This window comes from Pseudomonas sp. ADAK18 (genome assembly GCF_012935695.1).
GTDB lineage: Bacteria > Pseudomonadota > Gammaproteobacteria > Pseudomonadales > Pseudomonadaceae > Aquipseudomonas.
Genome location: NZ_CP052859.1, coordinates 6,155,876 through 6,181,449 on the forward strand (window position 1 = coordinate 6,155,876; position 25,574 = coordinate 6,181,449).

The 25,574-nt window shown below is 61.1% G+C and carries 21 protein-coding genes; 6 read left to right on the forward strand and 15 right to left on the reverse strand.

What is annotated here, in order from left to right; genetic code table 11:
• The first annotated feature begins 5 nt into the window (after positions 1 to 5).
• From HKK55_RS27810 to hemE, 4 genes are all read left to right on the forward strand, one after another.
• Entirely contained in the window at positions 6 to 1,562 is a 1,557-nt protein-coding gene (locus HKK55_RS27810; RefSeq protein WP_169357509.1) for an SPOR domain-containing protein, read from the forward strand.
• Between the two features lie 350 nt (positions 1,563 to 1,912).
• Entirely contained in the window at positions 1,913 to 6,358 is a 4,446-nt protein-coding gene (gene gltB, locus HKK55_RS27815) for a glutamate synthase large subunit (RefSeq protein WP_169357510.1), read from the forward strand.
• Positions 6,359 to 6,390: 32 nt separating this feature from the next.
• Positions 6,391 to 7,809, forward strand: coding sequence for an FAD-dependent oxidoreductase (locus tag HKK55_RS27820; protein ID WP_003209353.1), 1,419 nt, complete (start codon positions 6,391 to 6,393; stop codon positions 7,807 to 7,809).
• 242 nt (positions 7,810 to 8,051) lie between these two features.
• Positions 8,052 to 9,119, forward strand: coding sequence for a uroporphyrinogen decarboxylase (gene hemE / locus HKK55_RS27825; protein ID WP_169357511.1), 1,068 nt, complete (start codon positions 8,052 to 8,054; stop codon positions 9,117 to 9,119).
• Between the two features lie 231 nt (positions 9,120 to 9,350).
• On the opposite strand, the gene HKK55_RS27830 is transcribed toward hemE, so the two are convergent.
• Positions 9,351 to 10,625 (reverse strand): MFS transporter, encoded by a 1,275-nt coding sequence (locus HKK55_RS27830; protein WP_178128865.1) that lies wholly within the window; start codon positions 10,623 to 10,625, stop codon positions 9,351 to 9,353.
• A 124-nt stretch (positions 10,626 to 10,749) separates the two neighbouring features.
• On the opposite strand from HKK55_RS27830, the gene HKK55_RS27835 reads away from it, so the two are divergent.
• Positions 10,750 to 11,643: a LysR family transcriptional regulator gene (locus HKK55_RS27835; RefSeq protein WP_169357512.1), complete on the forward strand. Its 894-nt coding sequence runs from the start codon at positions 10,750 to 10,752 to the stop codon at positions 11,641 to 11,643.
• A gap of 87 nt (positions 11,644 to 11,730) precedes the next feature.
• Positions 11,731 to 12,114 carry a type II toxin-antitoxin system PemK/MazF family toxin gene (locus HKK55_RS27840; RefSeq protein ID WP_169357513.1) on the forward strand — a complete coding sequence of 128 codons (384 nt, stop codon included), beginning with the start codon at positions 11,731 to 11,733 and terminating at the stop codon, positions 12,112 to 12,114.
• A gap of 213 nt (positions 12,115 to 12,327) precedes the next feature.
• On the opposite strand, the gene HKK55_RS27845 is transcribed toward HKK55_RS27840, so the two are convergent.
• The 14 genes from HKK55_RS27845 to HKK55_RS27910 are packed head-to-tail and all read right to left on the reverse strand — an operon-like array spanning position 12,328 to position 25,492.
• Positions 12,328 to 12,765 (reverse strand): hypothetical protein, encoded by a 438-nt coding sequence (locus tag HKK55_RS27845; RefSeq protein ID WP_169357514.1) that lies wholly within the window; start codon positions 12,763 to 12,765, stop codon positions 12,328 to 12,330.
• 27 nt (positions 12,766 to 12,792) lie between these two features.
• On the reverse strand, positions 12,793 to 14,019 hold the full coding sequence (locus HKK55_RS27850) for a beta-ketoacyl-ACP synthase (protein WP_169357515.1): 1,227 nt from the start codon (positions 14,017 to 14,019) through the stop codon (positions 12,793 to 12,795).
• On the reverse strand, positions 14,019 to 14,747 hold the full coding sequence (fabG, locus tag HKK55_RS27855) for a 3-oxoacyl-ACP reductase FabG (protein ID WP_169357516.1): 729 nt from the start codon (positions 14,745 to 14,747) through the stop codon (positions 14,019 to 14,021). The genes HKK55_RS27850 and fabG overlap by 1 nt, the downstream gene beginning before the upstream one ends.
• Positions 14,744 to 15,205 (reverse strand): hotdog family protein, encoded by a 462-nt coding sequence (locus HKK55_RS27860; RefSeq protein ID WP_169357517.1) that lies wholly within the window; start codon positions 15,203 to 15,205, stop codon positions 14,744 to 14,746. Before HKK55_RS27860 ends, fabG begins: the two co-directional genes overlap by 4 nt.
• Complete coding sequence (locus HKK55_RS27865) at positions 15,202 to 16,380, reverse strand: beta-ketoacyl-[acyl-carrier-protein] synthase family protein (protein ID WP_169357518.1); 1,179 nt, start codon at positions 16,378 to 16,380, stop codon at positions 15,202 to 15,204. Before HKK55_RS27865 ends, HKK55_RS27860 begins: the two co-directional genes overlap by 4 nt.
• Positions 16,377 to 16,859: a hypothetical protein gene (locus tag HKK55_RS27870; protein ID WP_169357519.1), complete on the reverse strand. Its 483-nt coding sequence runs from the start codon at positions 16,857 to 16,859 to the stop codon at positions 16,377 to 16,379. Before HKK55_RS27870 ends, HKK55_RS27865 begins: the two co-directional genes overlap by 4 nt.
• Positions 16,856 to 17,605, reverse strand: coding sequence for a class I SAM-dependent methyltransferase (locus HKK55_RS27875; RefSeq protein WP_169357520.1), 750 nt, complete (start codon positions 17,603 to 17,605; stop codon positions 16,856 to 16,858). Before HKK55_RS27875 ends, HKK55_RS27870 begins: the two co-directional genes overlap by 4 nt.
• Positions 17,602 to 18,849, reverse strand: coding sequence for an NAD(P)/FAD-dependent oxidoreductase (locus tag HKK55_RS27880; RefSeq protein WP_169357521.1), 1,248 nt, complete (start codon positions 18,847 to 18,849; stop codon positions 17,602 to 17,604). Before HKK55_RS27880 ends, HKK55_RS27875 begins: the two co-directional genes overlap by 4 nt.
• A 33-nt stretch (positions 18,850 to 18,882) precedes the next feature.
• On the reverse strand, positions 18,883 to 21,195 hold the full coding sequence (locus HKK55_RS27885; RefSeq protein WP_169357522.1) for an MMPL family transporter: 2,313 nt from the start codon (positions 21,193 to 21,195) through the stop codon (positions 18,883 to 18,885).
• A complete protein-coding gene (locus HKK55_RS27890) occupies positions 21,185 to 21,886 on the reverse strand; it encodes an outer membrane lipoprotein carrier protein LolA (protein ID WP_169357523.1) in 702 nt (233 codons plus the stop codon). The genes HKK55_RS27885 and HKK55_RS27890 overlap by 11 nt, the downstream gene beginning before the upstream one ends.
• A complete protein-coding gene (locus tag HKK55_RS27895; protein WP_169357524.1) occupies positions 21,883 to 22,308 on the reverse strand; it encodes a thioesterase family protein in 426 nt (141 codons plus the stop codon). Before HKK55_RS27895 ends, HKK55_RS27890 begins: the two co-directional genes overlap by 4 nt.
• On the reverse strand, positions 22,301 to 23,842 hold the full coding sequence (gene hutH, locus HKK55_RS27900) for a histidine ammonia-lyase (protein ID WP_169357525.1): 1,542 nt from the start codon (positions 23,840 to 23,842) through the stop codon (positions 22,301 to 22,303). Before hutH ends, HKK55_RS27895 begins: the two co-directional genes overlap by 8 nt.
• Positions 23,826 to 24,761, reverse strand: a complete 936-nt coding sequence (locus HKK55_RS27905; RefSeq protein WP_169357526.1) for a glycosyl transferase — start codon at positions 24,759 to 24,761, stop codon at positions 23,826 to 23,828. The genes hutH and HKK55_RS27905 overlap by 17 nt, the downstream gene beginning before the upstream one ends.
• A complete protein-coding gene (locus HKK55_RS27910; protein ID WP_169357527.1) occupies positions 24,758 to 25,492 on the reverse strand; it encodes a glycosyltransferase family 2 protein in 735 nt (244 codons plus the stop codon). Before HKK55_RS27910 ends, HKK55_RS27905 begins: the two co-directional genes overlap by 4 nt.
• Positions 25,493 to 25,574 lie beyond the last annotated feature (82 nt).

The window sequence follows — 25,574 nt, forward strand, 5'->3', positions numbered from 1 at the left end:
TCCCGATGACTAGTTTGCATGCCGACGAGGCCTTCCTCGGCCATTTCCAGTTAAACCATGACCCTTTTGCTCCACGGGTGCCTGGTTTCAAATTCTTCCCTGCGCAACGCAAGCCGGTGTTGGGCCAGTTGCACCACCTGGCACGCTACAGCCAGTTGCTGCTGGTGGTCACAGGCCCTCTGGGCAGTGGCAAGACGTTGCTGCGCCAGGCGCTTGTCGCCAGTACCAACAAGCAGTCGGTACAAAGCGTGGTGGTTTCGGCCCGTGGCGCCGGTGATGCGGCGGGCGTATTGCGCCAGGTCGCCCAGGCGCTGGACGTGGCCAATGCCGAGCCGAACGCGATCCTCAAGCAAGTGGTACAACTGGGCCTGACCGGCCAGGAAGTCTACTTGCTGGTGGACGACGCCGAGCAGCTCGACGAGTCCGCCCTTGAAGCGCTGCTGGCGCTGGCTGCGGGTACGCCTGAAGGTCGCCCGCACGTATTCCTGTTCGGCGAATCGTCGCTGATTGCCGAGCTTGAGCAGCTCAGTGGTGAGGAAGAGCGCTTCCACGTCATTGAGTTGCAGCCTTACGAAGAGGAAGAAACTCGCGAATACCTGGCCCAGCGTCTTGAAGGTGCCGGCCAGGGCATCGAACTTTTCTCCGCTGCGCAGATCTCTGATATTCACGAAAGCTCCGACGGCTGGCCTGGCACCATCAACCAGGTCGCCCGGGATGCCATGATCGAAGCCATGATTGCCAGCCGCTCAGCGGTGAAGCGTCCAAAGATGGGGTTCACCATGCCGAAGAAACACGTATTGGCGATTTCTGCAGTTGTCGTAGTTGCCGTTGCCGCCGCCTGGTTGATCCCGGGTCGCAGCAAGGCACCGGCCACCGGCGCGCCAACCGAACAAGCGCAGTTGCCATTGGGCAAGCCAACCCCTAACGTCGAGTTTGCCAACTCCGGCCAACCCACCAACCTGCCGATGGTTGGCCAACCCGTCATGCGTGGCCCATTGGCCGAAGCAGCTGGTGGTATCTCTGAAGGTGACGACGGTGTGCCGGTGGAAGGCTCCAGTGCTACACCGCCGACCGTTACCACCACCGCGCCACCTGCCGGCATTCCAGCAGGCCCTGCGCCGACACCAGCGGCCAAACCGACCCCGGCACCTGTCCAGGTCGCCACTGCCAAGCCAGCGCCTGTCGCCAAGCCTGCTCCGGCACCTGTGGCCAAACCGACTCCAGTGGCCAAACCGGTTGAAAAGCCGGTCACCGTCGCAAAAGCGGGTGCTACCGGCGGCAGTTGGTACACCAGCCAGCCAGCGGGTCACTACGTGGTGCAGATCCTCGGCACCAGCTCCGAAGCCAACGCTCAGAGCTTCGTGAAAGAGCAGGGCGGCGAGTACCGTTATTTCAAGAAAGTCCTCAACGGCAAGCCGCTTTACGTGATCACTTACGGCAACTTCCCTAGCCGTGCAGCAGCCGATACCGCTATCAAGGCCTTGCCAGCGAAGGTTCAGGCTGGTAAACCTTGGCCTCGCACTGTCGCCAGCGTCCAACAGGAACTGGCAGCAACTCGCTGAAGATTCGGCGGCCTTACCCAGGCCGCCTCTCCCGGCACCTCAAAAAAATCCGCAAGTGCGTGCTGCCTTCCAGGCCGCGCGCTTTGTGGTGTCCGCGCACGTCGCTTTTGAGTCGTAGCAGTCAGAATTAAAAAAGTTTTGACTAGCACAGCATATCGCTTTAAACCTTTCATAAATGCGACATAGATTTGCGACATTTCGTCGCTAAATTTGTGAGCGTCTGTGTCGGTGTGTACAATGACCTCCCTTTTGCCCCCGCTAAGCCGGCGTACGTTCGGCGTGGAAGGTAACCGGTTGAATTGAAAAGAAATTTGCCTCATAAAAAGAGGCAGCCTGGTGAGAAAGTGTCTATGAAAGCAGGTCTGTACCAACCCGATGAATTCAAGGATAACTGCGGTTTCGGCCTGATAGCCCATATGCAGGGCGAGCCCAGTCATACCCTTTTGCAAACGGCCATCGAGGCCCTGACCTGCATGACCCACCGCGGTGGGATCAACGCCGACGGCAAGACCGGTGACGGTTGTGGCTTGCTGATTCAAAAGCCCGACCAGTTCCTGCGTGCCGTTGCCAAAGAGCATTTCGGCGCCGATTTACCCAAGCAATACGCCGTGGGGATGGTGTTTTTCAACCAGGACCCGGTCAAAGCCGAAGCCGCTCGCGAGAACATGAACCGCGAGATCCTGGCCGCAGGCCTTACGCTCGTCGGCTGGCGCAAAGTGCCGATCGACACCAGTGTCCTCGGCCGCCTGGCCCTGGAGCGCTTGCCGCAGATCGAACAAGTGTTTATCGCAGGCGATGGCCTGAGCGATCAGGACATGGCGATAAAGCTGTTCACCTCCCGTCGTCGCTCGTCCGTGGCCAACGCCTTGGATACCGACCACTACATCTGCAGCTTTTCCCACAAGACCATCATTTATAAAGGCCTGATGATGCCGGCGGACTTGACCGCCTTCTATCCAGACCTTAAAGACGAGCGCCTGCAAACCGCGATCTGCGTGTTCCACCAGCGCTTCTCCACCAACACCCTGCCGAAATGGCCGCTGGCCCAGCCATTCCGCTTCCTCGCCCATAACGGCGAGATCAACACCATCACCGGCAACCGCAACTGGGCGGTAGCCCGTCGCACCAAGTTCGCCAACGATTTGATGGACCTGGAAGAGCTCGGCCCGCTGGTCAACCGCGTGGGTTCCGACTCTTCCAGCATGGACAACATGCTTGAGCTGATGGTCACCGGCGGCATCGACCTGTTCCGTGGCGTGCGCATGATCATTCCGCCTGCGTGGCAGAACGTCGAGACCATGGACCCCGATCTGCGGGCGTTCTATGAGTACAACTCGATGCACATGGAACCGTGGGACGGCCCGGCCGGTGTGGTAATGACCGATGGTCGCTACGCCGTGTGCCTGCTCGACCGTAATGGTCTGCGCCCGGCGCGTTGGGTCACCACCACCAACGGTTTCATCACCCTGGCGTCGGAAATCGGGGTCTGGAACTACCAGCCCGAAGACGTTATTGCCAAAGGCCGCGTAGGCCCTGGCCAGATCCTGGCCGTGGACACCGAAACCGGGCAGATCCTCGATACCGATGCGATCGACAACCGCTTGAAGTCGCGTCACCCGTACAAGCAATGGCTGCGCAAGAACGCCCTGCGTATCCAGGCGACCATGGAAGACAACGACCACGGCTCGGCTTTCTATGACGTTGACCAGCTCAAGCAGTACATGAAGATGTACCAGGTCACCTTCGAAGAGCGTGACCAGGTGCTGCGTCCACTGGGCGAGCAAGGTTACGAGGCCGTCGGCTCCATGGGCGATGACACGCCAATGGCCGTGCTGTCTCAGCGTGTGCGCACGCCGTACGACTATTTCCGCCAGCAGTTCGCCCAGGTGACCAACCCGCCGATCGACCCGCTGCGCGAAGCCATCGTGATGTCGCTGGAAGTGTGCCTCGGTGCCGAGCGCAACATCTTCCAGGAATCGCCAGAACATGCTTCTCGCGTGATCCTCAGCTCGCCGGTCATTTCCCCGGCCAAGTGGCGTTCGTTGATGACACTGGACCGTCCAGGCTTCGACCGGCAGATCATCGACCTGAACTACGACGAGAGCCTCGGCCTGGAAGCCGCTGTGCGTAACGTCGCCGATCAGGCTGAAGAAGCCGTGCGTGCCGGTCGTACCCAGATCGTGCTGACCGACCGTCACATCGCGCCAGGCAAGTTGCCGATCCACGCCTCGCTGGCCACCGGCGCGGTGCACCACCGCCTGACCGAAAAAGGCCTGCGTTGCGACTCCAACATCCTCGTTGAAACCGCCACTGCCCGCGACCCGCACCACTTTGCGGTGTTGATCGGCTTCGGCGCTTCGGCGGTGTACCCGTTCCTGGCTTACGAAGTGTTGGGCGACCTGATCCGTACCGGTGAAGTGCTGGGCGACCTCTACGAGGTGTTCAAGAACTACCGTAAAGGCATCACCAAGGGCCTGCTGAAGATCCTGTCGAAGATGGGCATCTCCACCGTTACGTCCTATCGCGGTGCGCAACTGTTCGAAGCCATCGGCCTGTCGGAAGAAGTCTGCGACATGAGCTTCCGTGGTGTGCCGAGCCGCATCAAGGGCGCACGCTTCGTCGACATCGAAGCCGAACAGAAAGCCCTGGCCGCCGAAGCCTGGAGCGCGCGCAAGCCGATCCAGCAAGGCGGCCTGCTGAAGTTCGTCCACGGTGGCGAATACCACGCCTACAACCCGGACGTGGTCAGCACCCTGCAAGCCGCTGTGCAGCAGGGCGACTACGCCAAGTTCAAGGAATACACCGCACTGGTGGATAACCGTCCGGTGTCGATGATTCGCGATTTGTTCAAGGTGAAAACCCTGGACACGCCGCTGGCCATCAGCGAGATCGAACCACTGGAATCGATCCTCAAGCGTTTCGACTCCGCCGGTATTTCCCTGGGGGCGCTGTCGCCCGAGGCTCACGAAGCCCTGGCCGAAGCCATGAACCGCCTGGGTGCGCGTTCCAACTCCGGCGAAGGCGGTGAAGACCCGGCGCGTTACGGCACCATCAAAAGCTCGAAAATCAAGCAGGTCGCCACTGGCCGCTTTGGCGTGACCCCGGAATACCTGGTCAACGCCGAAGTGCTGCAGATCAAGGTGGCCCAGGGTGCCAAGCCCGGTGAAGGCGGCCAACTGCCAGGCGGCAAGGTCAACGGTTTGATCGCCAAGCTGCGTTACGCAGTGCCGGGCGTGACCCTGATTTCGCCTCCGCCGCACCACGACATCTACTCCATCGAGGATTTGTCGCAGCTGATTTTCGACTTGAAGCAGGTCAACCCGCAGGCCCTGGTCTCGGTGAAACTGGTGGCAGAAGCCGGCGTCGGCACCATCGCCGCCGGTGTGGCCAAGGCCTATGCCGACCTGATCACCATCTCCGGCTACGACGGCGGCACCGGCGCATCGCCGCTGACCTCCATCAAATACGCCGGCGCGCCGTGGGAATTGGGCCTGGCTGAAACTCACCAGACCCTGCGCGGCAACGACCTGCGCGGCAAAGTCCGGGTACAAACCGACGGCGGCCTGAAAACCGGCCTCGACGTGATCAAGGCTGCGATCCTCGGCGCTGAAAGCTTCGGCTTCGGCACCGCGCCAATGATCGCCCTGGGCTGCAAATACCTGCGCATCTGCCACCTGAACAACTGCGCCACCGGCGTGGCCACCCAGAACGAGAAGCTGCGCAAGGATCACTACATCGGTACCGTCGACATGGTGGTGAACTTCTTCACCTACGTCGCCGAAGAAACCCGTGAGTGGCTGGCCAAGCTGGGCGTGCGTTCCCTCGAAGAGCTGATCGGTCGTACCGATCTGCTGGACATTCTCGAAGGCCAGACTGCCAAGCAACAACACCTGGACCTGACGCCGCTGTTGGGCAGTGATCACATCCCGGCAGACAAGCCACAATTCTGCCAGGTGGAGCGCAACCCGCCGTTCGACAAAGGCTTGCTGGCCGAGAAGATGGTTGAGATGGCTATCTCGTCGATCAACGACGCCAGCGGTGGTGAGTTTGCCCTGGATATCTGCAACTGCGACCGTTCCATCGGCGCACGGATCTCCGGCGAAATCGCGCGCAAGCACGGCAACCAAGGCATGGCCAAGGCGCCAATCACCTTCCGCTTCAAGGGCACTGCGGGCCAGAGCTTCGGTGTGTGGAACGCCGGAGGCCTGAGCATGTACCTGGAAGGCGACGCCAACGACTACGTGGGCAAGGGCATGACTGGCGGCAAGCTGGTGATCGTTCCGCCGGTGGGCAGCGTCTACAAGACTCAAGACAGTGCGATCATCGGCAACACCTGCCTGTATGGCGCAACCGGCGGCAAGTTGTTTGCGGCCGGTACTGCCGGTGAGCGTTTCGCGGTGCGTAACTCCGGTGCTCACACAGTTGTGGAAGGCACAGGCGACCACTGCTGCGAGTACATGACCGGTGGTTTTGTCGCGGTGCTGGGCAAGACTGGCTACAACTTCGGTTCGGGCATGACTGGCGGTTTCGCCTATGTGCTGGACCAGGACAACACCTTCGTCGACAAGGTCAACCATGAGTTGGTCGAGATCCAGCGGATCAGCGGCGAAGCGATGGAATCCTATCGCAACCACTTGCAGCATGTGCTGGACGAATATGTCGAGGAAACCAACAGCGAATGGGGTCGTAACCTCGCTGAAAACCTCGATGACTACCTGCGTCGTTTCTGGCTGGTCAAGCCCAAGGCTGCCAACCTGAAATCGTTGCTTTCCAGCATCCGTGCCAATCCGCAGTGATATGCGCCTGAAGAGTTTGATGAGGTTTTAACATGGCTGAACGTCTGAATAACGACTTCCAGTTCATCGATGTCGGGCGCAAAGATCCGAAGAAGAAACTGTTGCGTCAACGCAAGAAAGAGTTCGTGGAAATCTACGAACCCTTCAAACCCCAACACTCGGCCGACCAGGCTCACCGCTGCCTGGGGTGCGGTAACCCGTATTGCGAATGGAAGTGCCCGGTGCACAACTTCATTCCCAACTGGCTGAAATTGGTGGCCGAGGGCAACATCCTCGCCGCCGCCGAGCTGTCGCACCAGACCAACACCTTGCCAGAAGTCTGCGGTCGGGTGTGCCCACAGGATCGTCTGTGCGAGGGCGCTTGCACCCTTAACGACGGTTTTGGTGCGGTGACCATCGGTTCGGTGGAGAAGTACATCACCGACACCGCGTTCGCCATGGGCTGGCGCCCGGACATGTCCAAGGTCAAACCGACCGGCAAGCGCGTGGCAATCATCGGTGCCGGGCCTGCTGGCCTGGGCTGTGCCGACGTGCTGGTGCGTGGCGGCGTGACTCCGGTGGTGTTCGATAAGAACCCGGAAATCGGTGGCCTGCTGACCTTCGGCATCCCCGAGTTCAAGCTGGAAAAGACCGTGCTGAGCCATCGTCGTGAAGTCTTCACTGGCATGGGCATCGAGTTCCGTCTCAATACCGAGATCGGTAAAGACGTGACCATGGAGCAACTGCTCGAAGAATACGATGCTGTGTTCATGGGCATGGGCACTTACACCTATATGAAGGGCGGCTTTGCCGGTGAGGACCTGCCGGGCGTGTATGACGCTTTGGACTTCCTGATCGCCAACGTCAACCGCAACCTGGGCTTTGAAAAGTCGCCGGAAGACTTCGTCGACATGAAAGGCAAGAAGGTCGTGGTGCTGGGCGGTGGTGACACCGCGATGGACTGCAACCGGACTTCGATTCGCCAGGGCGCCAAGTCGGTGACCTGTGCTTATCGTCGTGACGAAGCCAACATGCCGGGTTCGCGCAAAGAGGTGAAGAACGCCAAGGAAGAAGGCGTGAAATTCCTCTACAACCGCCAGCCGATTGCCATTGTTGGCGAAGATCGCGTTGAAGGCGTGAAAGTGGTCGAGACCCGTCTCGGCGAACCGGACGCCCGTGGCCGTCGCAGCCCAGAGCCGATCCCGGGTTCCGAAGAGATCATCCCAGCTGATGCTGTGGTCATCGCCTTCGGTTTCCGCCCAAGCCCGGCGCCTTGGTTCGAGCAGTTCGAGATCCAGACCGACAGCCAGGGCCGCGTTGTAGCCCCGGAACAAGGCCAGTACAAACACCAGACCAGCAACCCGAAAATCTTCGCCGGTGGCGACATGGTTCGCGGTTCTGATCTGGTGGTAACCGCGATCTTCGAAGGGCGTAATGCTGCGGAAGGGATCCTGGATTACCTGCAGGTCTGATCCCAATCCCTGACTGGAATGGGATCAAAATGTGGGAGCGGGCTTGCTCGCGAAAGCGCTGTTTCAGTCACCAGATGTGTCGACTGACCCACCGCATTCGCGAGCAAGCCCGCTCCCACATTGGTTTCGGTGTATTCAAGACACCGCGACAAATTGACCCGATAGACAAAAGGCACGGCTCTTGCCGTGCCTTTTGCGTCGCGCTCTGAGAAAATGCCCGCACTTTTTTTGCGGATGCCGACATGACTGCCCTCAAGAACGACCGTTTCCTTCGTGCCCTGCTCAAGCAACCCGTGGACGTCACCCCTGTATGGATGATGCGCCAAGCCGGTCGCTACCTGCCGGAATACCGCGCCAGTCGCGCCCACGCCGGCGACTTCATGAGCCTGTGCATGAATCCTGCGTTCGCCTGCGAAGTCACGATGCAACCGCTGGACCGCTATCCACAGCTGGATGCGGCCATCCTCTTCTCCGATATCCTGACCATCCCTGACGCCATGGGCCAAGGCCTGTACTTTGAAACCGGCGAAGGCCCGCGTTTCAAGAAAGTCGTCAGCACCCTGGCCGACATCGAAGCCCTGCCGATCCCCGATCCCCACAAGGACCTGGGCTACGTCATGGACGCCGTCAGCACCATCCGCCGCGAGCTCAATGGCCGCGTGCCGCTGATCGGCTTCTCTGGCAGCCCATGGACCCTGGCCACCTACATGGTCGAAGGCGGTTCGTCGAAAGACTTCCGCAAGACCAAGGCCATGCTCTACGACAACCCGCAAGCCATGCACCTGCTGCTGGACAAGCTGGCGCAGTCGGTCACGTCCTACCTCAATGGCCAGATCATGGCCGGCGCCCAGGCAGTGCAGATCTTCGACACCTGGGGCGGCAACCTGTCGGCGGCGGCGTATCAGGAGTTTTCCCTGGCCTACATGCGCAAAATCGTCAGCGGCCTGATCCGCGAACACGAGGGCCGCAAAGTGCCGGTCATCATGTTCACCAAGGGCGGTGGCCTGTGGCTGGAAAGCATCGCCGATGCGGGCGCTGATGCATTGGGCCTGGACTGGACCTGCGACCTCGGTGAAGCCCGTCGTCGCGTGGGCAACAAGGTTGCGCTGCAAGGCAACATGGACCCGACCGTGCTGTACGCCAAGCCAGAAGCCATTCGCACTGAAGTCGGCCGTATCCTCGCCAGTTATGGCAAAGGCAGTGGCCATGTCTTCAACCTCGGCCATGGCATCACCCCGGAAGTGGATCCGGAGCACGCAGGTGCGTTCCTGCGGGCGGTGCATGAGTTGTCGGCGCAGTATCACGAGTGATCGTCGCCCAATAAAAACGCCCGGCTTATGCCTAATGCCAGTCAGTTAAGCGAGCACTGAACCTGTGGCGAGGGGGCTTGCTCCCGTTGGGTCGCGAAGCGGCCCCAAAAATGGGACTGCTGCGCAGTCCAACGGGAGCAAGCTCCCTCGCCACAGGTTACTTTTTACCCCCTTCTACTTCTTAACTGACTGGCATTACCGGCTTATGCCGGGCTTTTTTATGACCGTGTGTCAGGCTTTCACTTCACCCAACGGCGGCAGCTTCGCCAGCTTCAACGCCACCAGCAACGCGATAATCAACAACGCCACGATAAACGCGCCAATCCCATTCCATCCCGCGTAATGCCAGAAAAATCCGCCCGCCGTCCCGGCAATACTCGACCCGACGTAGTAGCTGAACAGGTACAAGGACGACGCCTGCCCCTTGGCCTTCAGCGCTCGGCGGCCGATCCAGCTGCTGGCCACCGAGTGGGCGCCGAAGAAGCCGAACGTGAACATCAACATGCCGACGACCACCAGCACCAGCGGCTTGAACAACGTCAGGGCGATACCCGCGAGCATCAGCACGATGGTGGCCCACAGCACACGGCGGCGGCCCAGGCGGTCAGCCAGGGAGCCAATCTTTGCTGAGCTGTAGATGCCCGAGAGGTACACCAGCGACAGCAGGCCGACGATGGCCTGGCTCAGGTCATACGGGGCGGCCAGCAAGCGATAGCCGATGTAGTTGAACAGGGTGACGAAGCTACCCATCAGCAGGAACGCTTCCAGGAACAGCCACGGCAGGCCGGCGTCCTTGAAGTGCATGACGAAGCCGTCCAGCAGGTTGCGGGGCTTGAGGCTGCTGGCGCGGAAGTTGCGCGATTCGGGGAGGATTTTCCAGAACACCGTGGCCGCGATCAGCGCCAGGGCGCCGATGATCAACATTGCCGTGTGCCAACTGACGAAGTCGATCAGCACGCCAATGATCAAGCGCCCGCTCATACCACCAATGGCGTTACCGCCGATATACAGGCCCATCGCCAGGCCGATGTGTTGTGGGTGGATCTCTTCGCTCAGGTAGGTCATCGCCACCGCTGCCAGGCCGCTGAGGGACAAGCCCAGCAGTGCCCGCATCAGCAGAATCCCTTCCCAGGTGGGCATCAGGCCGCTGGCGATGGTGCACAGTGCGGCACAGAACAGTGCGGCGACCATCACTGGCTTGCGCCCGAGGCGGTCGGAAATCGGTCCGGTGATCAGCAGGCCAAAGGCGAGCATGGCGGTCGCGACCGAGAGAATCAGGCTACTCTGCGCCGCATTGATGGAAAACTCGTCGGACAGCGCTGGCATCATCGGTTGCACGCAATAGAGCAGGGCGAACGTAGCGAAACCACCGGAAAATAGCGCCAGCACCGTGCGCATGAACATCGGTGTGCCTTTTTCGATGTACTGCTCATTGAGCTGTGCCACCACCTCATCCAGGGCAGTGGGTGGGCGTTCTTGAGCGAGTGGAGCGACAGCAGATTTCACGCGGGACCTCGGGGAGGAAAGGCTGCCAGGGCTGGCAATGCAAAAAAGAATATAGCTCCCTAATGATTCTTTCCAATATATTGTTCGACCTGTTTGATAGCTTTTACGACCTAATGGGGTTTGTATGGAATTGCGCCACCTGCGTTACTTCATCGCCGTGGCTGAAGAGCTGCATTTTGGCCGCGCTGCGCAGGTACTGGGCATCTCCCAGCCGCCGCTGAGCCAGCAGATTCAGGCGCTGGAGCAGGAGATTGGCGCACGGTTATTTGAGCGTACCAATCGTCGGGTTGAGCTGAGCGAGGCAGGACGGCTGTTCCTGCAAGAGGCGCGGCTGGTACTGGCTCAGGTCGATAAAGCAGCGGATGTGGCCCGGCGGGCTCAGTTGGGCGAACTGGGGGAGTTGAAGATCGGCTTCACCTCTTCTGCGCCGTTCAACTCCAGCATCCCACAGGCGATCTTTGCCTTTCGCCAGGCGTTCCCGGCGGTGCAACTCAATTTGCAGGAGATGAGCAGTACCCAAGTGGCTGAGTCGCTGGTGGATGAGTCAATTCAGGTCGGGTTGATGAGGCCCTTGCCGTTGCCTGATTCGTTGAGCGTAGTGGAGCTGATGCGCGAACCGCTGGTGGCCGTGCTAAGCGCAGGTCATCCGTTGGTAGAAGGGAGCGAGCGTGGCTTGCACCTGGCGCAATTGTCCGAAGAGCCGTTTGTGTTTTTCCCGCGAACCTACGGCAGCGGTTTGTACGCGCAGTTGCTCAACCTGGCCCGTGATGCCGGCTTCAGCCCGCATTTTGCCCAGGAAGCAGGGGAGGCGATGACCATCATTGGGTTGGTCGCGGCGGGGTTGGGGGTTTCGGTATTGCCAGCGTCGTATCAGCGAATGCGTATCGACGGCGTGGTCTATCGGACGTTACTGGACCCGGAAGCGGTGACGGCGGTGTGGCTGGTGCAGCGCAAGGACCAGCAATCGCCGATGGCCAAGGCGTTTGTCGAGTTGCTGACGCGTAAGGCGTTGGTGTAGCGACGATCACATATCAGGTAACGGAACCGCCTTAGAGATTTGCTCTGGAGTTGCCCAGAATCGCTCTTTTTCAGCAGAGTGTCATGGATGCCACTTCTCTATCAGCCCAAAGAAGGCAGTGTGCTGATCTGTGATTTTCGGGGTTATGAGGTTCCCGAGATGATCAAGATCCGCCCCGTCATTGTTATACGCAAGCACAGAACCAATAAGCTGTTGGTGACCGTTGTACCTTTGAGCACCACCGCGCCGCAAACGGTACTGGAACATCACTTGCAACTTGAAAGTCATCTGCAGGGGGCGAATCCGGTTTGTTGGGCAAAGTGCGACATTGTTGCCACGGTCAGTCTCGGGAGGCTTGACCGGATCAAGAGTAAGGACCGACATGGCAAACGAACTTACAAAATCGCGGAGCTTTCCAGCGAGCAATTTTTGGCGATAAAAGCGGCGGTGCGTAGTGCGCTTGGGTTGTGACGAGCGGGGCGGGTGATGAGAGGCGGTTCGCCACTGATTTCCCGACGCCGATTTTCAGGCATACTGGCCGGGTTCCCGAAAGGGGCTTGTGAGACTCTGAGGATCCTGGGCAACCAGCCATCGCAGAGCCAGGCAGGAATCGGCGATGACAAGCCAACCTGTTTGTGAAGAGGGCGCCGAAAGGCGCCCTTTGTCGTTTCTGATGCTTCAGTTTTACTTAGCAGTCCCGGTCTGCGGGAACACCTGCACCGCCGAACCCACCTCACTCGCACCAGTGGAACGCAACCCCGCCAGGATGTCCCGATCCAGCATGCTGATCCAACGGTTGTAGTTGCGATGAATCTTGCCGTCCTTGTAGCCCAGGTCGCGGCTGTCGCGGTAGGTGATGGCGTAGCTGTTGCGGGTGTAGCGGATGTCGATTTCAGCGTGGAATTGATTGCGCACGGTGATCTCGGCCTGGATCAGTTGCGGACTGAAGCGCTGCACCGTCCATTCGCGCTTTTCCAGTGCAGTGACGATGGTCTGTTTCATCTTTTCGTCGCTGACCTGCGCCGGCAGGTCCTGCTGGGTATTGAGCACCGGTTTGTTGGTGCAGCCGGCCGTGGTCAGCAGGGCCAGGGTGATCAGTGTTGCGCGTAGCAAGGAAGACATTCCGTTTTCTCCAATCAATAAAAAAGCTTACGGCCAGCGGCGAAAGATCAGCGAGGTGTTGACGCCGCCAAAGGCAAAGTTGTTGTTCATCACGTAGTCGCTGTGCAGCTCGCGGAACGCGTTGCGCAGGTAATCCAGTTCGCCGCAGCGTGGGTCAACCTCGTCGAGGTTGAAGGTGTGCACATACTGGTTGCTGTTCATCATCTCGATGCTGAACCAGGACTCCAGCGCGCCACAGGCACCCAAGGTGTGGCCGAGGAAACTCTTCTGCGAACTGATGGGCATGCGGCTGCCAAACAGGCTGCTGGTGGCCTGGGTTTCGGCGATGTCGCCTTGTTCCGTGGCGGTGCCGTGGCCGTTGACGTAGCCAATGGCGGCAGGCGCAAGGCCTGCGTCTTCCAGGGCCAGTTCCATGGCCCGGCGCATGGTGGTCTGTTCGGGGCGGGTGGTGTGCTGGCCGTCGGCGTTGCTGCCGAAGCCGACGATCTCGGCATGGATATGTGCACCACGGGCCAGCGCATGTTCCAGCTCTTCGAGCACCAGCATGCCGCCGCCTTCGCCAATCACCAGACCGTCGCGGCCACTGTCGTAGGGGCGCGGGCTGGTTTGCGGAGCGTCGTTTTTCAGACTGGTGGCGTACAGCGCATCGAACACCATGGCCTCGGTGGGGCACAGTTCTTCGGCGCCGCCGGCGAGCATCAGCGGCAAGCGTCCGAACTTGATGGCTTCATAGGCGTAGCCGATGCCCTGGCTGCCGCTGGTGCAGGCACTGGACGTTGGGATCAGGCGCCCGGTGAGGCCGAAGAAGATGCTGATATTGGCGGCAGTGGTGTGGGGCATCATGCGCACGTAGGAGTTGGCATTCAGCCCCTCCGCCACCGAGTTCAGCAGCATGTTGCCGAAGGCCTTGATCTCGTCGGTGCTGCCGGTGGACGAGCCGCAGGCGACGCCCATGCGCCCGTCCTTGATCGATTCGTCACCGAGTAAACCGGCATCCTGCAACGCCTGTTCTGCAGCCCACACTGCCAGGCGTGATACCCGGCCCATGCTGCGCAGTTGCTTGCGGGTCCAGTGGGCCGGCACCACGAAATCGTCGATAGGCCCGGCCAACCGTGTATTCAATTCACTGAAACGATCCCACTCATCCATGCGCCGGATGCCGCTGCGGTTAGCACGAAAGTTGGCGCAGATGCTGTCCCAATCACGGCCCAAAGAAGTGATACCGGCCATGCCGGTGACAACCACGCGCTTCATCAGCACAGGCCTCCATTGACTGCCAGCACCTGGCGAGTGATGTAGCCGGCTTCTGCCGACATCAGGAAATTCACTGCGCCGGCGACTTCTTCTGGGGTGCCCATGCGTTGGGCGGGGATCATCTTCATCAGTTCTTCCACCGGCACGTTTTCATCCAGCATCGCCGTGTCGATCAGCCCGGGAGCTACGCAGTTGACGGTGATCTTGCGTTTGCCCAACTCGATAGCCAGGGCCTTGGCTGCGCCGATCAAGCCGGCCTTGGATGCGCTGTAGTTGACCTGGCCGCGATTGCCGATCAGTCCGGAAACCGAGGTGATGCAGACTATCCGCCCTGCAGCGCGACGACGAATCATCGGCATCATCACCGGATGCAGAACGTTATAGAAACCGTCGAGGTTGGTGCGCATCACCACGTCCCAGTCCTCTTCCGACAGTGCTGGAAACGCGCCGTCGCGGGTCAGTCCGGCATTGAGCACCACGCCGTAGTAGGCGCCGTGTGTTTCTACGTCGGCTTCGAGGATTTGCTTGCAGGTGGCGCGATCCGAAACGTCGAATTGCAGCACCCGAGCCTTGCGGCCCAGTGCTTCAACTTCCGCTTGCACGGCATCCGCTTCGACGCGACCGCTGCGGCAATGCAGCACGATGTCATGGCCGGCCTGGGCCAGGCGCAGGGCAATGGCGCGACCGATACCACGGCTGGAGCCGGTAACCAGAACGGATTCAGTCATGGTGTTGTGTCCTTCGATTCATCTAAATAATTGGCCGCCTGGGGCGGTCGAAATACGTTCAAACGTGCACTGGCCTGGATGCCGTCCCCGGTAAGGTGGCATTCGAACACACCCATGCCGTTGTCGTCTTCCAGGGAGCGCAGGCCGTGGATGGTCAGTTCGGTGCCCGCAGGAAAGTGCTCGACATTGCATTCATATTTGCGGGTGCCCAGCAAGAACCCCAGTTCCACCGGGTCACCCTTCTGACGGGCACGGCAACCGGCGTAGGCGGCGACGCTTTGCGCCATCAACTCCACGCCAACCCAGGCCGGCAAGCTGCCGTCGGGACGGTTGAACAGGCCGTCGGGTTTGACGGTGAGGCGGGTGTGAATCTGCTCTTCATCAAACGCCAGGACCTGATCGATGAGGATCATGTCACCGGCGTGGGGCAGCAGTTCGGCGAGCGGCCAATCGATCATGGGGCGTCTCCGATAATCAGGCTGACGTTGTTGCCGCCAAAGGCGAAGGAATTGCTCATCAGGCAGCGCTTTTCCAGGGTGTCGGCGGGTGTGACCCACTGCAAGGCCGGCAGCGCTGGGTCGGCTTGGCCGTCCCAGACATGAGGCGGTAAGGCATGGGCAGTGTTGTCGGCAGACAAGCTTAGCCAGCAGAACGCGGCCTCCAGAGCACCGGCTGCGCCCAGGGTGTGACCGGTCATGGGTTTGGTCGATGAGCAGGCTACGCCGTTTGGAAACAGGCTGGCTACCGCCAGGCTTTCCATGGCGTCGTTGTGCTGGGTCGCGGTGCCGTGCAGGTTCAGGTAGCCGATCTGTTCCGGATTCAGGTGGGCACTGGTCAAGGCCTTGCCCATCGCCAACAGTGCGCCTTTACCGGACGGGTCCGGGGCGGAAATATGGTGGGCGTCGCAGCTGGCGCCACTACCCAGCAGGGCGATGGGGCCCGGTACTTTACTCATGAGAAACAGCGCAGCGGCTTCACCGATGTTGATGCCATTGCGATTGACCGAAAACGGATTGCAGCGCTGGCCGCTGACCGCCTCCAGGGACGTGAATCCATTGAGGGTCAGCTTGCACAGGCTGTCGACACCGCCGCACAGCACCACGTCGCACACGCCAAGGTCCAACAGGCGCTGGGCGCTCATCAACGCGCGGGCGCCGGAGGTGCAGGCGGTGGAAATCACATAGGCCGGGCCGCTGGTTTGCAACCAGTCGGCAAGAAACGTGGCCGGGGCACTGAGTTCCTGTTGCTGGTAGTTGTAGTCGCCGGGGAACTGCTGGTTGCGCAGGAAATGGGCGATACCGCGACTGGCCTCATCGATCCCCGAGGTGCTGGTGCCGAGGATGATGCCGATGCGGGACGCGCCAAAGGTCTGGATCGCATGTTGGATCTGGTCATGGATCTGCAACGCTGCTTCCAGCAACAGCTGATTATTGCGGCTGCTTTGTTGTTCCAGCCCAGGCGGGATTTCCGTCAGTTCGCCGTGTACGCCCGCCACCGGCAACACGCGTTCCGGCACCCAACCGCCTTCATCGTGCATGCCTGAACAGTCACCGGCAAACAGGTTGCGGCTGACTTCACGCTTGTCGCGGCCCAGGGCGCAGATGACGCCGAGAGCATTGAGATAGGCGGTCATCGGGCGGCCTCAAGCGGGCTGATGTGGTAGATCAGGTGTTGCCCGGGCAGGTTCACGCGAAACACCAGGGAGGAGTGATAAATGATCTGCCAGCGCGATGGGAGGGTGCGTGTCAGGTCCATTTCCTGAGTGCCAGGATACAGCGTGGAGACTTCATCCGCCGACGTCAGGGCAAACAGCAGGGCAGCAAACAACTCCCGAGCCTGAGGATTGGGCGGCAACAGACCGTCAGCCTGCCAGGCACCGTTGATCAACTTCTGCCGGGCCAGGGGAATGCCCAGCGGGTCCATCATCGACCAGCGAATCCCGCCATCTTCACGTTGGATCACCAGCAGCCAGTCCTGGCGCTGGCCGTCCTGCTCACGCACCACATGCAATTGCAGCGGCAAGCTCAAGGTCGGGTTATGGGTTGGCAGCGGTGGCTGGCTGGCGCAGGCGCTCAGCAGCAACAGACAACCCATCAGCAGCATGCGGATCATTGCCCGGCACCTACCAGGGGCTTGCGGGCGACCACGTTGACCAGGGTTTCTTCCCGCTCGCCAACGGGTTTCGGGCGACGCAGGCCCCAGCGTTCCAGCAAGCCGAAATCCGTGGAGCGGCTCCACCACAAGTACGGGTACGACACATTCTGCGGGCCGAATTCGAAACCCTGTTCGCGAATCATCTCCAGGTACTCTTCAGCGCTTTTTTGCACGTGCATGGGATGACGGAACAGCCAGCGAATGACCCAAGTGTCGATATAGGCCTCGGTGGATTCGGCAAACAGCAGATAACCACCGGGCTTGAGCACCCGATAGAACTCCGTCAGCGCCCGCTGCTGTTCCACCAGATGATGGAAGGTCTGGTGGCAGAGCAGGATATCGACACTCGCGTCAGCCACTTTGAGGGTTGCGCAGTCGCTGCCGATCAACTCGATGGCCAAGCCCTGGCGCTCAGCTTCAGCGCGGCTCAGCTCCAGGCTGTGGGGGTCGGCGTCTAGGCCAATCAAACGTTCTGGCGCAAACACCTGCTGCAAATACTGGAATGATTTGCCCTGGCCACAGCCGGCATCCAGCAGCACCGGAGCTGCCGGCAGCGGATCGCTGAACAGGCTGCGCAGGTCGTTGATAGCCACCCGCAACACATGGTGCTGCCAGGTGTGGCTGCGCAGGAACCAGAAACCGAACTTGGTCTCCTCGACGTAGTTTTTGCTCAAGTACTCTTTTTGATAAGAAGAACTGCTCATGGCGCATCCCCTGCACAAATTTCCGACAACATCCGTAACCGCCGCTTCGGCTCGCTGACAAACGGATTACGTTCATCCCAGGCGTAACCGGCGAGGATCGAGCTGATCATCCCGCGAATCGCCGGGGAACTGCCGGGATGAAAAATCACATCCTGGAAAGTCCCGGCGTACCAGCCTTCGACGTAGCAGCGGAAGGTGTCGACACCGCGCTTCAACGGCTCGGCGAACTGGGTTTGCCAGTCGACAGGTTTACCCTGTAACTGACGATGCAACAGGCCTGCCGCCATGCTCGCCGAACGCATGGCAATGGTCACGCCGGAAGAGAACACCGGGTCGAGAAATTCCGCGGCATTGCCCAGCAGCGCGAAGCCCGGGCCGTGCAAGGTTTTGACGTTGGCCGAGTAGCCGCCGATGGTGCGCGCCGGGGTATCCCAGACAGCATTTTGCAGCACGGTAGACAGACTCGGCGTTTCATCGATAAAGCTGCGCAAGCAGGCATCGAGGTCGGTATCGCGACCGTCAAAATGCTCCTTGGCGGCGACCACGCCCACCGAACAGCGCCCGTTGCTGAACGGGATGGTCCAGAACCAGATATCGCGCTTTGTCGGGTGAGTGGTGATGAGGATCTTGGTGCGATCAAATCCTGGGTGTTCGATGTGGTCTTCGATGTGGGTAAACACCGCTTGGCGCAACGGGAAATTCGAGGGTGCTTCCAGGTCCAGCAGGCGCGGCAACACGCGGCCATAGCCGCTGGCGTCGAGCACGAAACCGGCCTTGAGGTGATATTCGCTGCCGTTCTCCCGACGGACATGCAGATAGCGGCTGCCCGCAGCGAAGTCGACGCCGACGATGGTCTCGCCGTAGCGGATTTCCACCCCTTGCAGCTCGGCCTGGTCGGCCAGTAGCTTGTCGAAGTCAGCGCGCTGTACCTGGAAAGTAGTGGGCTTGCCGTTGCTGAAGGTATCGCCGAAATCGAAGGCACTGTGGCGCTCGCCCCAGGTAAACGCGGCGCCGGTTTTTACCTGAAACCCGGCGGCGTTGACCGCCTCGAGCATCCCGGCTTCTTCGATGAAGTCGATGCAGTGGGACAGCAGGCTTTCGCCGATGGAAAAGCGCGGGAAGTGCTGGCGCTCGATGATCAAGACGTCATGCCCGTTACGTTTGAGCAGGGCGGCAGCAATGGCGCCGGACGGGCCGGCCCCAATCACCACCACCTGGCGACGCTCTATTTCAACTGTGGACACGAGGGCTCCTTGACGCTTTGGCGATAATCGAATTCATGAGGTATGTCCCTGACGGCCGGCCCATGGCGCCAGGATAAAACTGAAGGCCAGCCCGAGGCTCACCGACAGGCCGAAATTACTCACCGCCGGCGTGCTGGAAATCGCCAGCAGGCCGAACGACAACCATGTCGTCACCGCCGCCAGCAAGGTGCCCAGCAGACTCACGGCGGCGCCGCCGATTTGCTCGCGCATCAGGATCGCGTAATCGACGCTGATGGCGGTCACCAGCAGCAGGCCGAACAGGCTGAACAACGTCAGCGGCTGTCCGAGCCAACCGAGGCTGGCCAGGCTGCACAGCGCAGCGAGCAGCGGCAGGGCAACGATCCGCAGGGCACCACCGAAGCCGAAAGGCAGAATCAACAGCAGCACGATCAGCACACAGGACATCAGCTTCAATTCGGCTGCGCTGATCTGGGTGGCGGCGAACACCCGGTTCAAGTCACCCAGGCGATCCACCAATTGCACACCGGGCAAATCCAGGGCCTGGACCCGCAGCAGCGCCGGGTTGTTCAGCCCTTGCAGGCTGACCATCGCCGCCACGCCGGTGTCGGTCGGGCCGAGCCACAGCAGGCGCCAAGGCTCGGCCAGCGGGCCGCTCAAGGCAGCATTGATGTCTTCGGTGGGCAGAGCTTGCAGTTGCGTCAGTTCGGCTTGCAGGGCGCTGGCCGGTACGCCGAGGTCCAGCAGCGGTTGCCAGAACTGCGGCAGTTTGCCCAGGGCTTCGCGTACTTGCTGCTGTTCGCTGGGTTGATTGACCAATTGATTCAGCGCCAGATAACCCTGGAGCTTGTCCATGTTCACCAGTTGATCCAGGCGCTGACCCAAGGCTGCCTGACGCTCCAGCAACTGTTGTTGATTGTCCGCCCGCACCAGAAAGAACTGACTGGTGGGTTGATAGCCGGTAATGCGCGCAATGGCCTGGGCTTCCTGCAGCAACTGCGGCGGCGCACCGATCCACTGGCGGATATCGTTTTTGCTGTTCAGATGCCACAAGCCACCGGCGCAAAACAGTAATACCAGCACCAGCAACACTGGACTCGGCAAGCGCTTGAGCAGGGACTCACGCAGGCTCAGCAAAAACTCGGCGATCCGCAGCGGCCATTGAGCCGGGCGCAGTTCTACGCCCTTGAGCAAAGCCGGCAGCAGGCACACCGCCGACAGATACGCACCCACCAGACCTGCGGCGGAGAACACCGCAATCTGGGTCAGGGCCGGGAACGGTGTCCAGGCCAATGCCAGATAGCCGATGCAACTGGTGGCCAGGCTCAGGCTCAAACCCGGCAAGGTCAGGCGCAAGGCCGGCCAACTGCGCCAAGGGCTCATGCTCCAGCTCTTGGACAGGTAATGCAGCGGGTAATCGACGGCCACACCGATCAGGCTTGAGCCCAGCACCAGGGTCATCACATGCATATGCCCGAACAGCGCAACGCACGCCACCGCACCGAACAGCATGCCCACCAGCACCGGCACAAACGCCAGCAACACCCGCCAACGACGGAATGCCAGTAACAGCAGCAATAGAATCCCGGCCGTGGCGCCGCCGCCGACCCAGGTGATTTCCCGGGTGGCCTGCTGCTGACCATTGGCGGCGTACAACAAACCGCTGGCTGCGAGCAATTGCACGCCTTGCTGATTGGCCTGTTCCCGGCTGGTCTTGAGTAAGTCGGCCACTTGCAGCGGCAGTTTCATATCGAAGGCATTGCCGGTGGTGCGCGCGCGCAGCAGCACCCAGCTCTTACCGTCAGCATCGGCGATCAAGGCGCCGCTGCCGATGTCCAGTTGCACCGAACCGTGCTGCGGCTGGCTGTTCTGGATACGTCCGGTCAGGCCCAGCCAGTCATCCTGGCTCGGTACCAGGCTGAACCCGGTAAAGGGATCGAACAGTGCCTGTACACGTTGTTGAATGAACGCCTGAGGTTGTTCGATCAGTTGCCCGCGGTCCTTGGCAGACAGCATCGCCAGCCGTCCTTGCAGCAACTGCTGACGCAACGCAGGCAGGTCGGCTTGCAGGTTCCATTGGACCTTTTCAAACAGGCCGCTGGCCTGCCAGCGTTCGCCCAACTGTTGAGCCATGGCCACCGCCTGTTGGCGATCGGCATGCCCCACCAGCACCAGCATTTCGCGGTTCAGCGGCTCCTGCATGCGCTGTTCGGCGCGCAGTTCCAGGGCATCCGGTGCGGTGCCCGGTACCAGCTCCATCAGGTTGGCCGACAGCGGCGCGCCATGGCGCCATTGCCAGCCGGCCAGGGCCAAGACGGCCACCAGCAGGATCAGGAACAGGCGCGGCAACCAGCGTTCACTGCGCAAAATCGTGCTGCTCCGCGTCGCTCAACGGTTGGCTGCTGGTACTGTCCTGCATGCGCAGTACGGTGCTGTCGCCTTGGGTTTCCAGCAGTTCGATTTTTTGCACCAGCTCACCGCCGTCGATATTGATCTGGATGAACACTTGCTTGAGCAGCAGCGAGCGTGGGATCAAGGTCAACTTCCACTGCTTGGCCTCGCCTTGCAGTTGCAGCTCGAAGTCGCGCTGCAAGCCGCTGCTGTCGCCTTGCAATACGGCGAGGAACAAGCGGTTCTGCTCGGCACCGGCGCTCTTGTTCGGCAGTGGCTGCCAGCCGTTGGCGTCGCGGCGGGCAATGCCTTGGGCGCTGATGCGGTAGTCCTGTTGCAGTGGGCTTTTCAGCAACCACAGCAGACCGTGATCCTTGGCCAGGACAAAGGTGCCCTTGCTGGTCAGCGGTTGTGGCAGGGCGCGCAGGTGTTTTTCCTGGATGAAGTTGCCGTGAATCACCGAAGGCTTGGCGAGTTGATCGCTGAGTTGTTGCAGGTCAAACGCCTGGGCCACGCCTGAAAACCCAAACAGCACGAACACTGTAGGGGCGAGCGTGCTCGCGAAGAACCCGAGGGCGCCGCGCACTGTCAGGCGGCCTGCGTTATCGTTGACGACCTTCGCGAGCAAGTTGAGTCGTCGCACCGCCGCTCCCACATTGGATCTCATTTCAAAGCCCTTTCGACAGCGTCTGTAAATACCTTGGGCGAGGCCAACTGCATTTCGCGGCTGGCAATCTCCACCGCCACTTGCACGGTGCTGGCGCGGGTCAGGCGCTCGCCGCTGGCCAGGTCGGTAATCAGGTAATTGACCTTCAAGCGGCTCTCCCACTCCACCAGGCTGGCGCGCACGTTGATGGTTTGGCCGAAGGTCGCGCCGCGTACGTAACGCAGCTGCATATCGATCACCGGCCAGGCGTAGCCCGATTCGAGCATCGTCGTGTAGTTGTGGCCGATCTTGTCCAGCAAGGCGCAGCGGGCCACTTCCAGGTACTTCACGTAATGGCCGTGCCACACCACATTCATGGTGTCGATGTCGAAAAACGGCACCAGGATTTCGGTGTCACTGTGCAGCACACCCTTGCTACGCATGCAGCCTCCAGTGTTGCTCGGCGATGCGTTGCAGGCACAGGCGCAGTTCGCCTTCCAGGGCGCGGTCTTCGATGACCGGCGGGAAGTCCTTGGCGAGCGCTTCGTGCATGGTAGCCAGGGCCGGTGGCAGAGGACGCGCGTCTTCGGCTTGGCCTCGCAGCCACACACCTTGATTGGCGGCGAGCAAGGCGGCGGCGGCGACCTGTTCGGTCAGCTCCAGCACGCGAATGGCGTCGCGGGCGGCGATGGTGCCCATGCTCACCTTGTCCTGGTTATGGCACTCGGTGGAGCGCGAGAACACGCTGGCGGGCATCGTATTTTTCAGGGCTTCGGCGGTCCAGGCGCTGGTACCGATCTGCACGGCCTTGAAGCCATGATTGATCATTGCCCGGTCGGCCGGGGCGCCCGACAGGTTGCTCGGCAAACCGTGGTTGTAACGCACGTCCACCAGCAGCGCCAGTTGCCGGTCCAGCAGGTCGGCGACGTTGGCCACCAGGGTCTTGAGGCTGTCCATGGCGAAGGCGATATGCCCACCGTAGAAATGCCCCCCGTGCAGCACGCGCTCAGCTTCGGCGTCGATGATCGGGTTGTCATTGGCGCTGTTGAGTTCGATCTCGATGAACGAACGCAGCCAGTTCAGGCTGTCGGCCAGCACCCCCAGGACGTGGGGTGCGCAGCGCAGGGAGTAGCGATCTTGCAGGCGATGCAACGGCGCGGTCGGCGCGTCGATGGCCAAATCCTTGCGCAGCCAGGCGGCGACTTGCATCTGCCCCGGATGTGGCTTGGCGGCGAATAGGCGTTCGTCGAAGTGCTCCGGGTTACCTTGCAGCGCCACCACGTTCATTGCCGTGATGCGCGTGGCCAGTTGCAGCAGGTAATCGGCGCGGGCGAAGGCCAGGCAGGCCAGGCCTGTCATCACGGCGGTGCCATTCATCAAGGCCAGGGCTTCTTTCGGACGCAGTACCAGCGGATCCCAACCCAGTTCGCGGTGTACGTCGGCGGCCTGGCGACGCTCGCCACGGAACATCACTTCGCGCTCGCCGGACAGGGTCGCGGCGACATAGGACAAGGGTGTCAGGTCACCGCTGGCGCCCACCGAGCCTTCTTCCGGGATCAGTGGCAGCACGTCGAATTCGAGGAAGGCGTGCAGGCGTTCCAGCAGCTCCACTCGCACACCGGACACGCCATGGCACAGCGACTGCAAACGCGCGGCGAGTACTGCACGGGTCGCTTGTGCATCCAGCAGCTTGCCCAGGCCGCAGCCGTGAAAGGTGTAGAGATGACGCGGCAACGCTTCGACGTGCTGCAATGGCACGGCCACCACGCAGGAGTCGCCATAACCGGTGGTGACACCGTAGATCACGCCTTCCTTGTCCAGCAGCGAATCAAGGAACTGCGCGCCTTTGGCGATGCGTTGGCGATACTCGGCATCGCCTTGCAACTGAGTCGGCACTTGGCGGTTGGCCAGGGCCAGCACGTCTTCGATGCGCAGAGGGAGTTCGCCGAAGGTTACCGGCTCAAGATGCGTCGTCATCGGTCTTCCAGAAAGGGTAAAAGTTGAACCATTGTTGGGGAGCTTGCAGGCAGAACTGGCCCAGGCGCTCGGCGTAGCGAGCGGTCCATTGGGCGATCACCTGCTGGCGGTTGCTGCGCTTCCATTCGATCAGTTGGGTGAAGGGCTCGATGATCAAGCGATAACGGCCTTCGTGCTTCAGGCACATCAACAGGTTGACCGGGCATTTCAGCAGGCCGGCCAGCAGCCACGGGCCTTGTGGAAATGCCGCGTCGTGGCCGAGAAAATCCACCCGGACCGTGCGCCCGCCATGCAGTGGTACGCGGTCACCGGCAATCGCCAGCCACTCGCCGTCGTCCAGGCGTTGGCTGAGCAGCAGCATGGTTGCCGGGTCCAGTTCGCTGACCTGGATCAGCCGCAAATTGCTGGCCCCGGCTTCGCCCAGCAGGCGATTGAAACGTTCGGCGTGCTTGGTGTGCACCAGTACGTTCATGGTGACTTTCTCACCCAGCTCCGCCAGCGCGCGGCACACTTCCAGGTTGCCCAGGTGTGCGCCCACCAGCATCTGCCCGCGTTCGCCGCGCAACTGATCGCGCAGTTTCGCCGGGTCGACAATTTCGATCTGTTCCAGGCGCAGCTTGCCGTTCCACACGTCGAGCTTGTCCAGCAAGGCATCGCCGAAGGCCATGAACTGGCCGAAGACTCTTTTATGGGTGGGGCGCAGATCGTCGCGACCACTCCACTCGGCCAGCCGCTGCTGGTACTGCCAGGCGCTCTGTCGGGCGGTGCGGCCGAACAGGAAGAAGTAGAAAACAATGGCGTACAGAAGCGGGCTCAACACCCGGCGGCCGAGAAATTTGGCACCGAATGCGGTGAGCTTCATCAGCCAGAAACTACCGCGCTCCTGGCGGTCGGCCCAATGCCGGGTGCTTTCGTTCATGCCTGCCACCGTCGCCAGAGAATCATTGGTGCGCGCAGCAGCATGCCGAAGAACAGCCGGGTGTGCATGGAGGAGATCAGGGCGTTGTCGTGGACCATCCGAAAGTGCGACAGGCCATCGGCGGGGTAATGCACCTTGGTGGGCAGCCAGCGCATCGGCTGGTTGCGCCACGACAGGCGCACGATAATGTCTGAGTCGAAATCCATGCGCTTGCCGATGTTGGCGGAGTCCATCAACGCCAATACGGGTCGTAGCGGGTAGATGCGAAAGCCACACATCGAATCACGAATCTGCAACGACAGGCTGTTGATCCACACCCACACGTGGGTCAGGTAGCGGGCATACAAGCGGCCTTTGGGCACGCTGTGGTCGTACTCCGGGTAGCCGCAGATCAGCGCTTCGGGATGGGTGCGCGAGGCGTCAAGGAAGGTGCTGACTTCCCGCAGGTCGTGCTGGCCGTCGGCGTCCACTTGTAGGGCATGGGTGAAGCCCAGGAGCGCTGCTTCGCGAAAACCGATCATCACGGCGCCGCCTTTGCCCTGATTGGTGGGCAGGGTCACCAGCGAGACGTTTTCGAGGGTGGCGAGCTGCGCGAGCACGCTTGCGCAGGCCGGGCCGCTGCCGTCGTCCACCAACAGGCATGGCAAGCCGGCGTCCAGCAGGCTACGGACCACGGCGGGCACGGCGGCCTCGTGGTTATAGACCGGGATCAGGGCGCAGGGGTTATGCACGTTTGATTGCCTCCTGCCGGTGCCGACAGGCCCTGTGGTGAGGGAGCTTGCTCCCGTTGGAGTGCGAAGCGCTCCCAAACCT

What these genes read in the sequence shown, in the direction of transcription:
- hutH (WP_169357525.1), bottom strand. Translation starts at nt 23,842, where the DNA reads ATGACGACGCATCTTGAGCCGGTAACCTTCGGCGAACTCCCTCTGCGC.
- HKK55_RS27905 (WP_169357526.1), bottom strand. Translation starts at nt 24,761, where the DNA reads ATGAACGAAAGCACCCGGCATTGGGCCGACCGCCAGGAGCGCGGTAGT.
- gltB (WP_169357510.1), top strand. Translation starts at nt 1,913, where the DNA reads ATGAAAGCAGGTCTGTACCAACCCGATGAATTCAAGGATAACTGCGGT.
- HKK55_RS27850 (WP_169357515.1), bottom strand. Translation starts at nt 14,019, where the DNA reads ATGAAGCGCGTGGTTGTCACCGGCATGGCCGGTATCACTTCTTTGGGC.
- fabG (WP_169357516.1), bottom strand. Translation starts at nt 14,747, where the DNA reads ATGACTGAATCCGTTCTGGTTACCGGCTCCAGCCGTGGTATCGGTCGC.
- HKK55_RS27860 (WP_169357517.1), bottom strand. Translation starts at nt 15,205, where the DNA reads ATGATCGATTGGCCGCTCGCCGAACTGCTGCCCCACGCCGGTGACATG.
- HKK55_RS27875 (WP_169357520.1), bottom strand. Translation starts at nt 17,605, where the DNA reads ATGAGCAGTTCTTCTTATCAAAAAGAGTACTTGAGCAAAAACTACGTC.
- HKK55_RS27810 (WP_169357509.1), top strand. Translation starts at nt 6, where the DNA reads ATGACTAGTTTGCATGCCGACGAGGCCTTCCTCGGCCATTTCCAGTTA.
- HKK55_RS27870 (WP_169357519.1), bottom strand. Translation starts at nt 16,859, where the DNA reads ATGATCCGCATGCTGCTGATGGGTTGTCTGTTGCTGCTGAGCGCCTGC.
- HKK55_RS27835 (WP_169357512.1), top strand. Translation starts at nt 10,750, where the DNA reads ATGGAATTGCGCCACCTGCGTTACTTCATCGCCGTGGCTGAAGAGCTG.
- HKK55_RS27840 (WP_169357513.1), top strand. Translation starts at nt 11,731, where the DNA reads ATGCCACTTCTCTATCAGCCCAAAGAAGGCAGTGTGCTGATCTGTGAT.
- HKK55_RS27820 (WP_003209353.1), top strand. Translation starts at nt 6,391, where the DNA reads ATGGCTGAACGTCTGAATAACGACTTCCAGTTCATCGATGTCGGGCGC.
- HKK55_RS27865 (WP_169357518.1), bottom strand. Translation starts at nt 16,380, where the DNA reads ATGACCGCCTATCTCAATGCTCTCGGCGTCATCTGCGCCCTGGGCCGC.
- HKK55_RS27895 (WP_169357524.1), bottom strand. Translation starts at nt 22,308, where the DNA reads ATGCGTAGCAAGGGTGTGCTGCACAGTGACACCGAAATCCTGGTGCCG.
- hemE (WP_169357511.1), top strand. Translation starts at nt 8,052, where the DNA reads ATGACTGCCCTCAAGAACGACCGTTTCCTTCGTGCCCTGCTCAAGCAA.
- HKK55_RS27845 (WP_169357514.1), bottom strand. Translation starts at nt 12,765, where the DNA reads ATGTCTTCCTTGCTACGCGCAACACTGATCACCCTGGCCCTGCTGACC.
- HKK55_RS27890 (WP_169357523.1), bottom strand. Translation starts at nt 21,886, where the DNA reads ATGAGATCCAATGTGGGAGCGGCGGTGCGACGACTCAACTTGCTCGCG.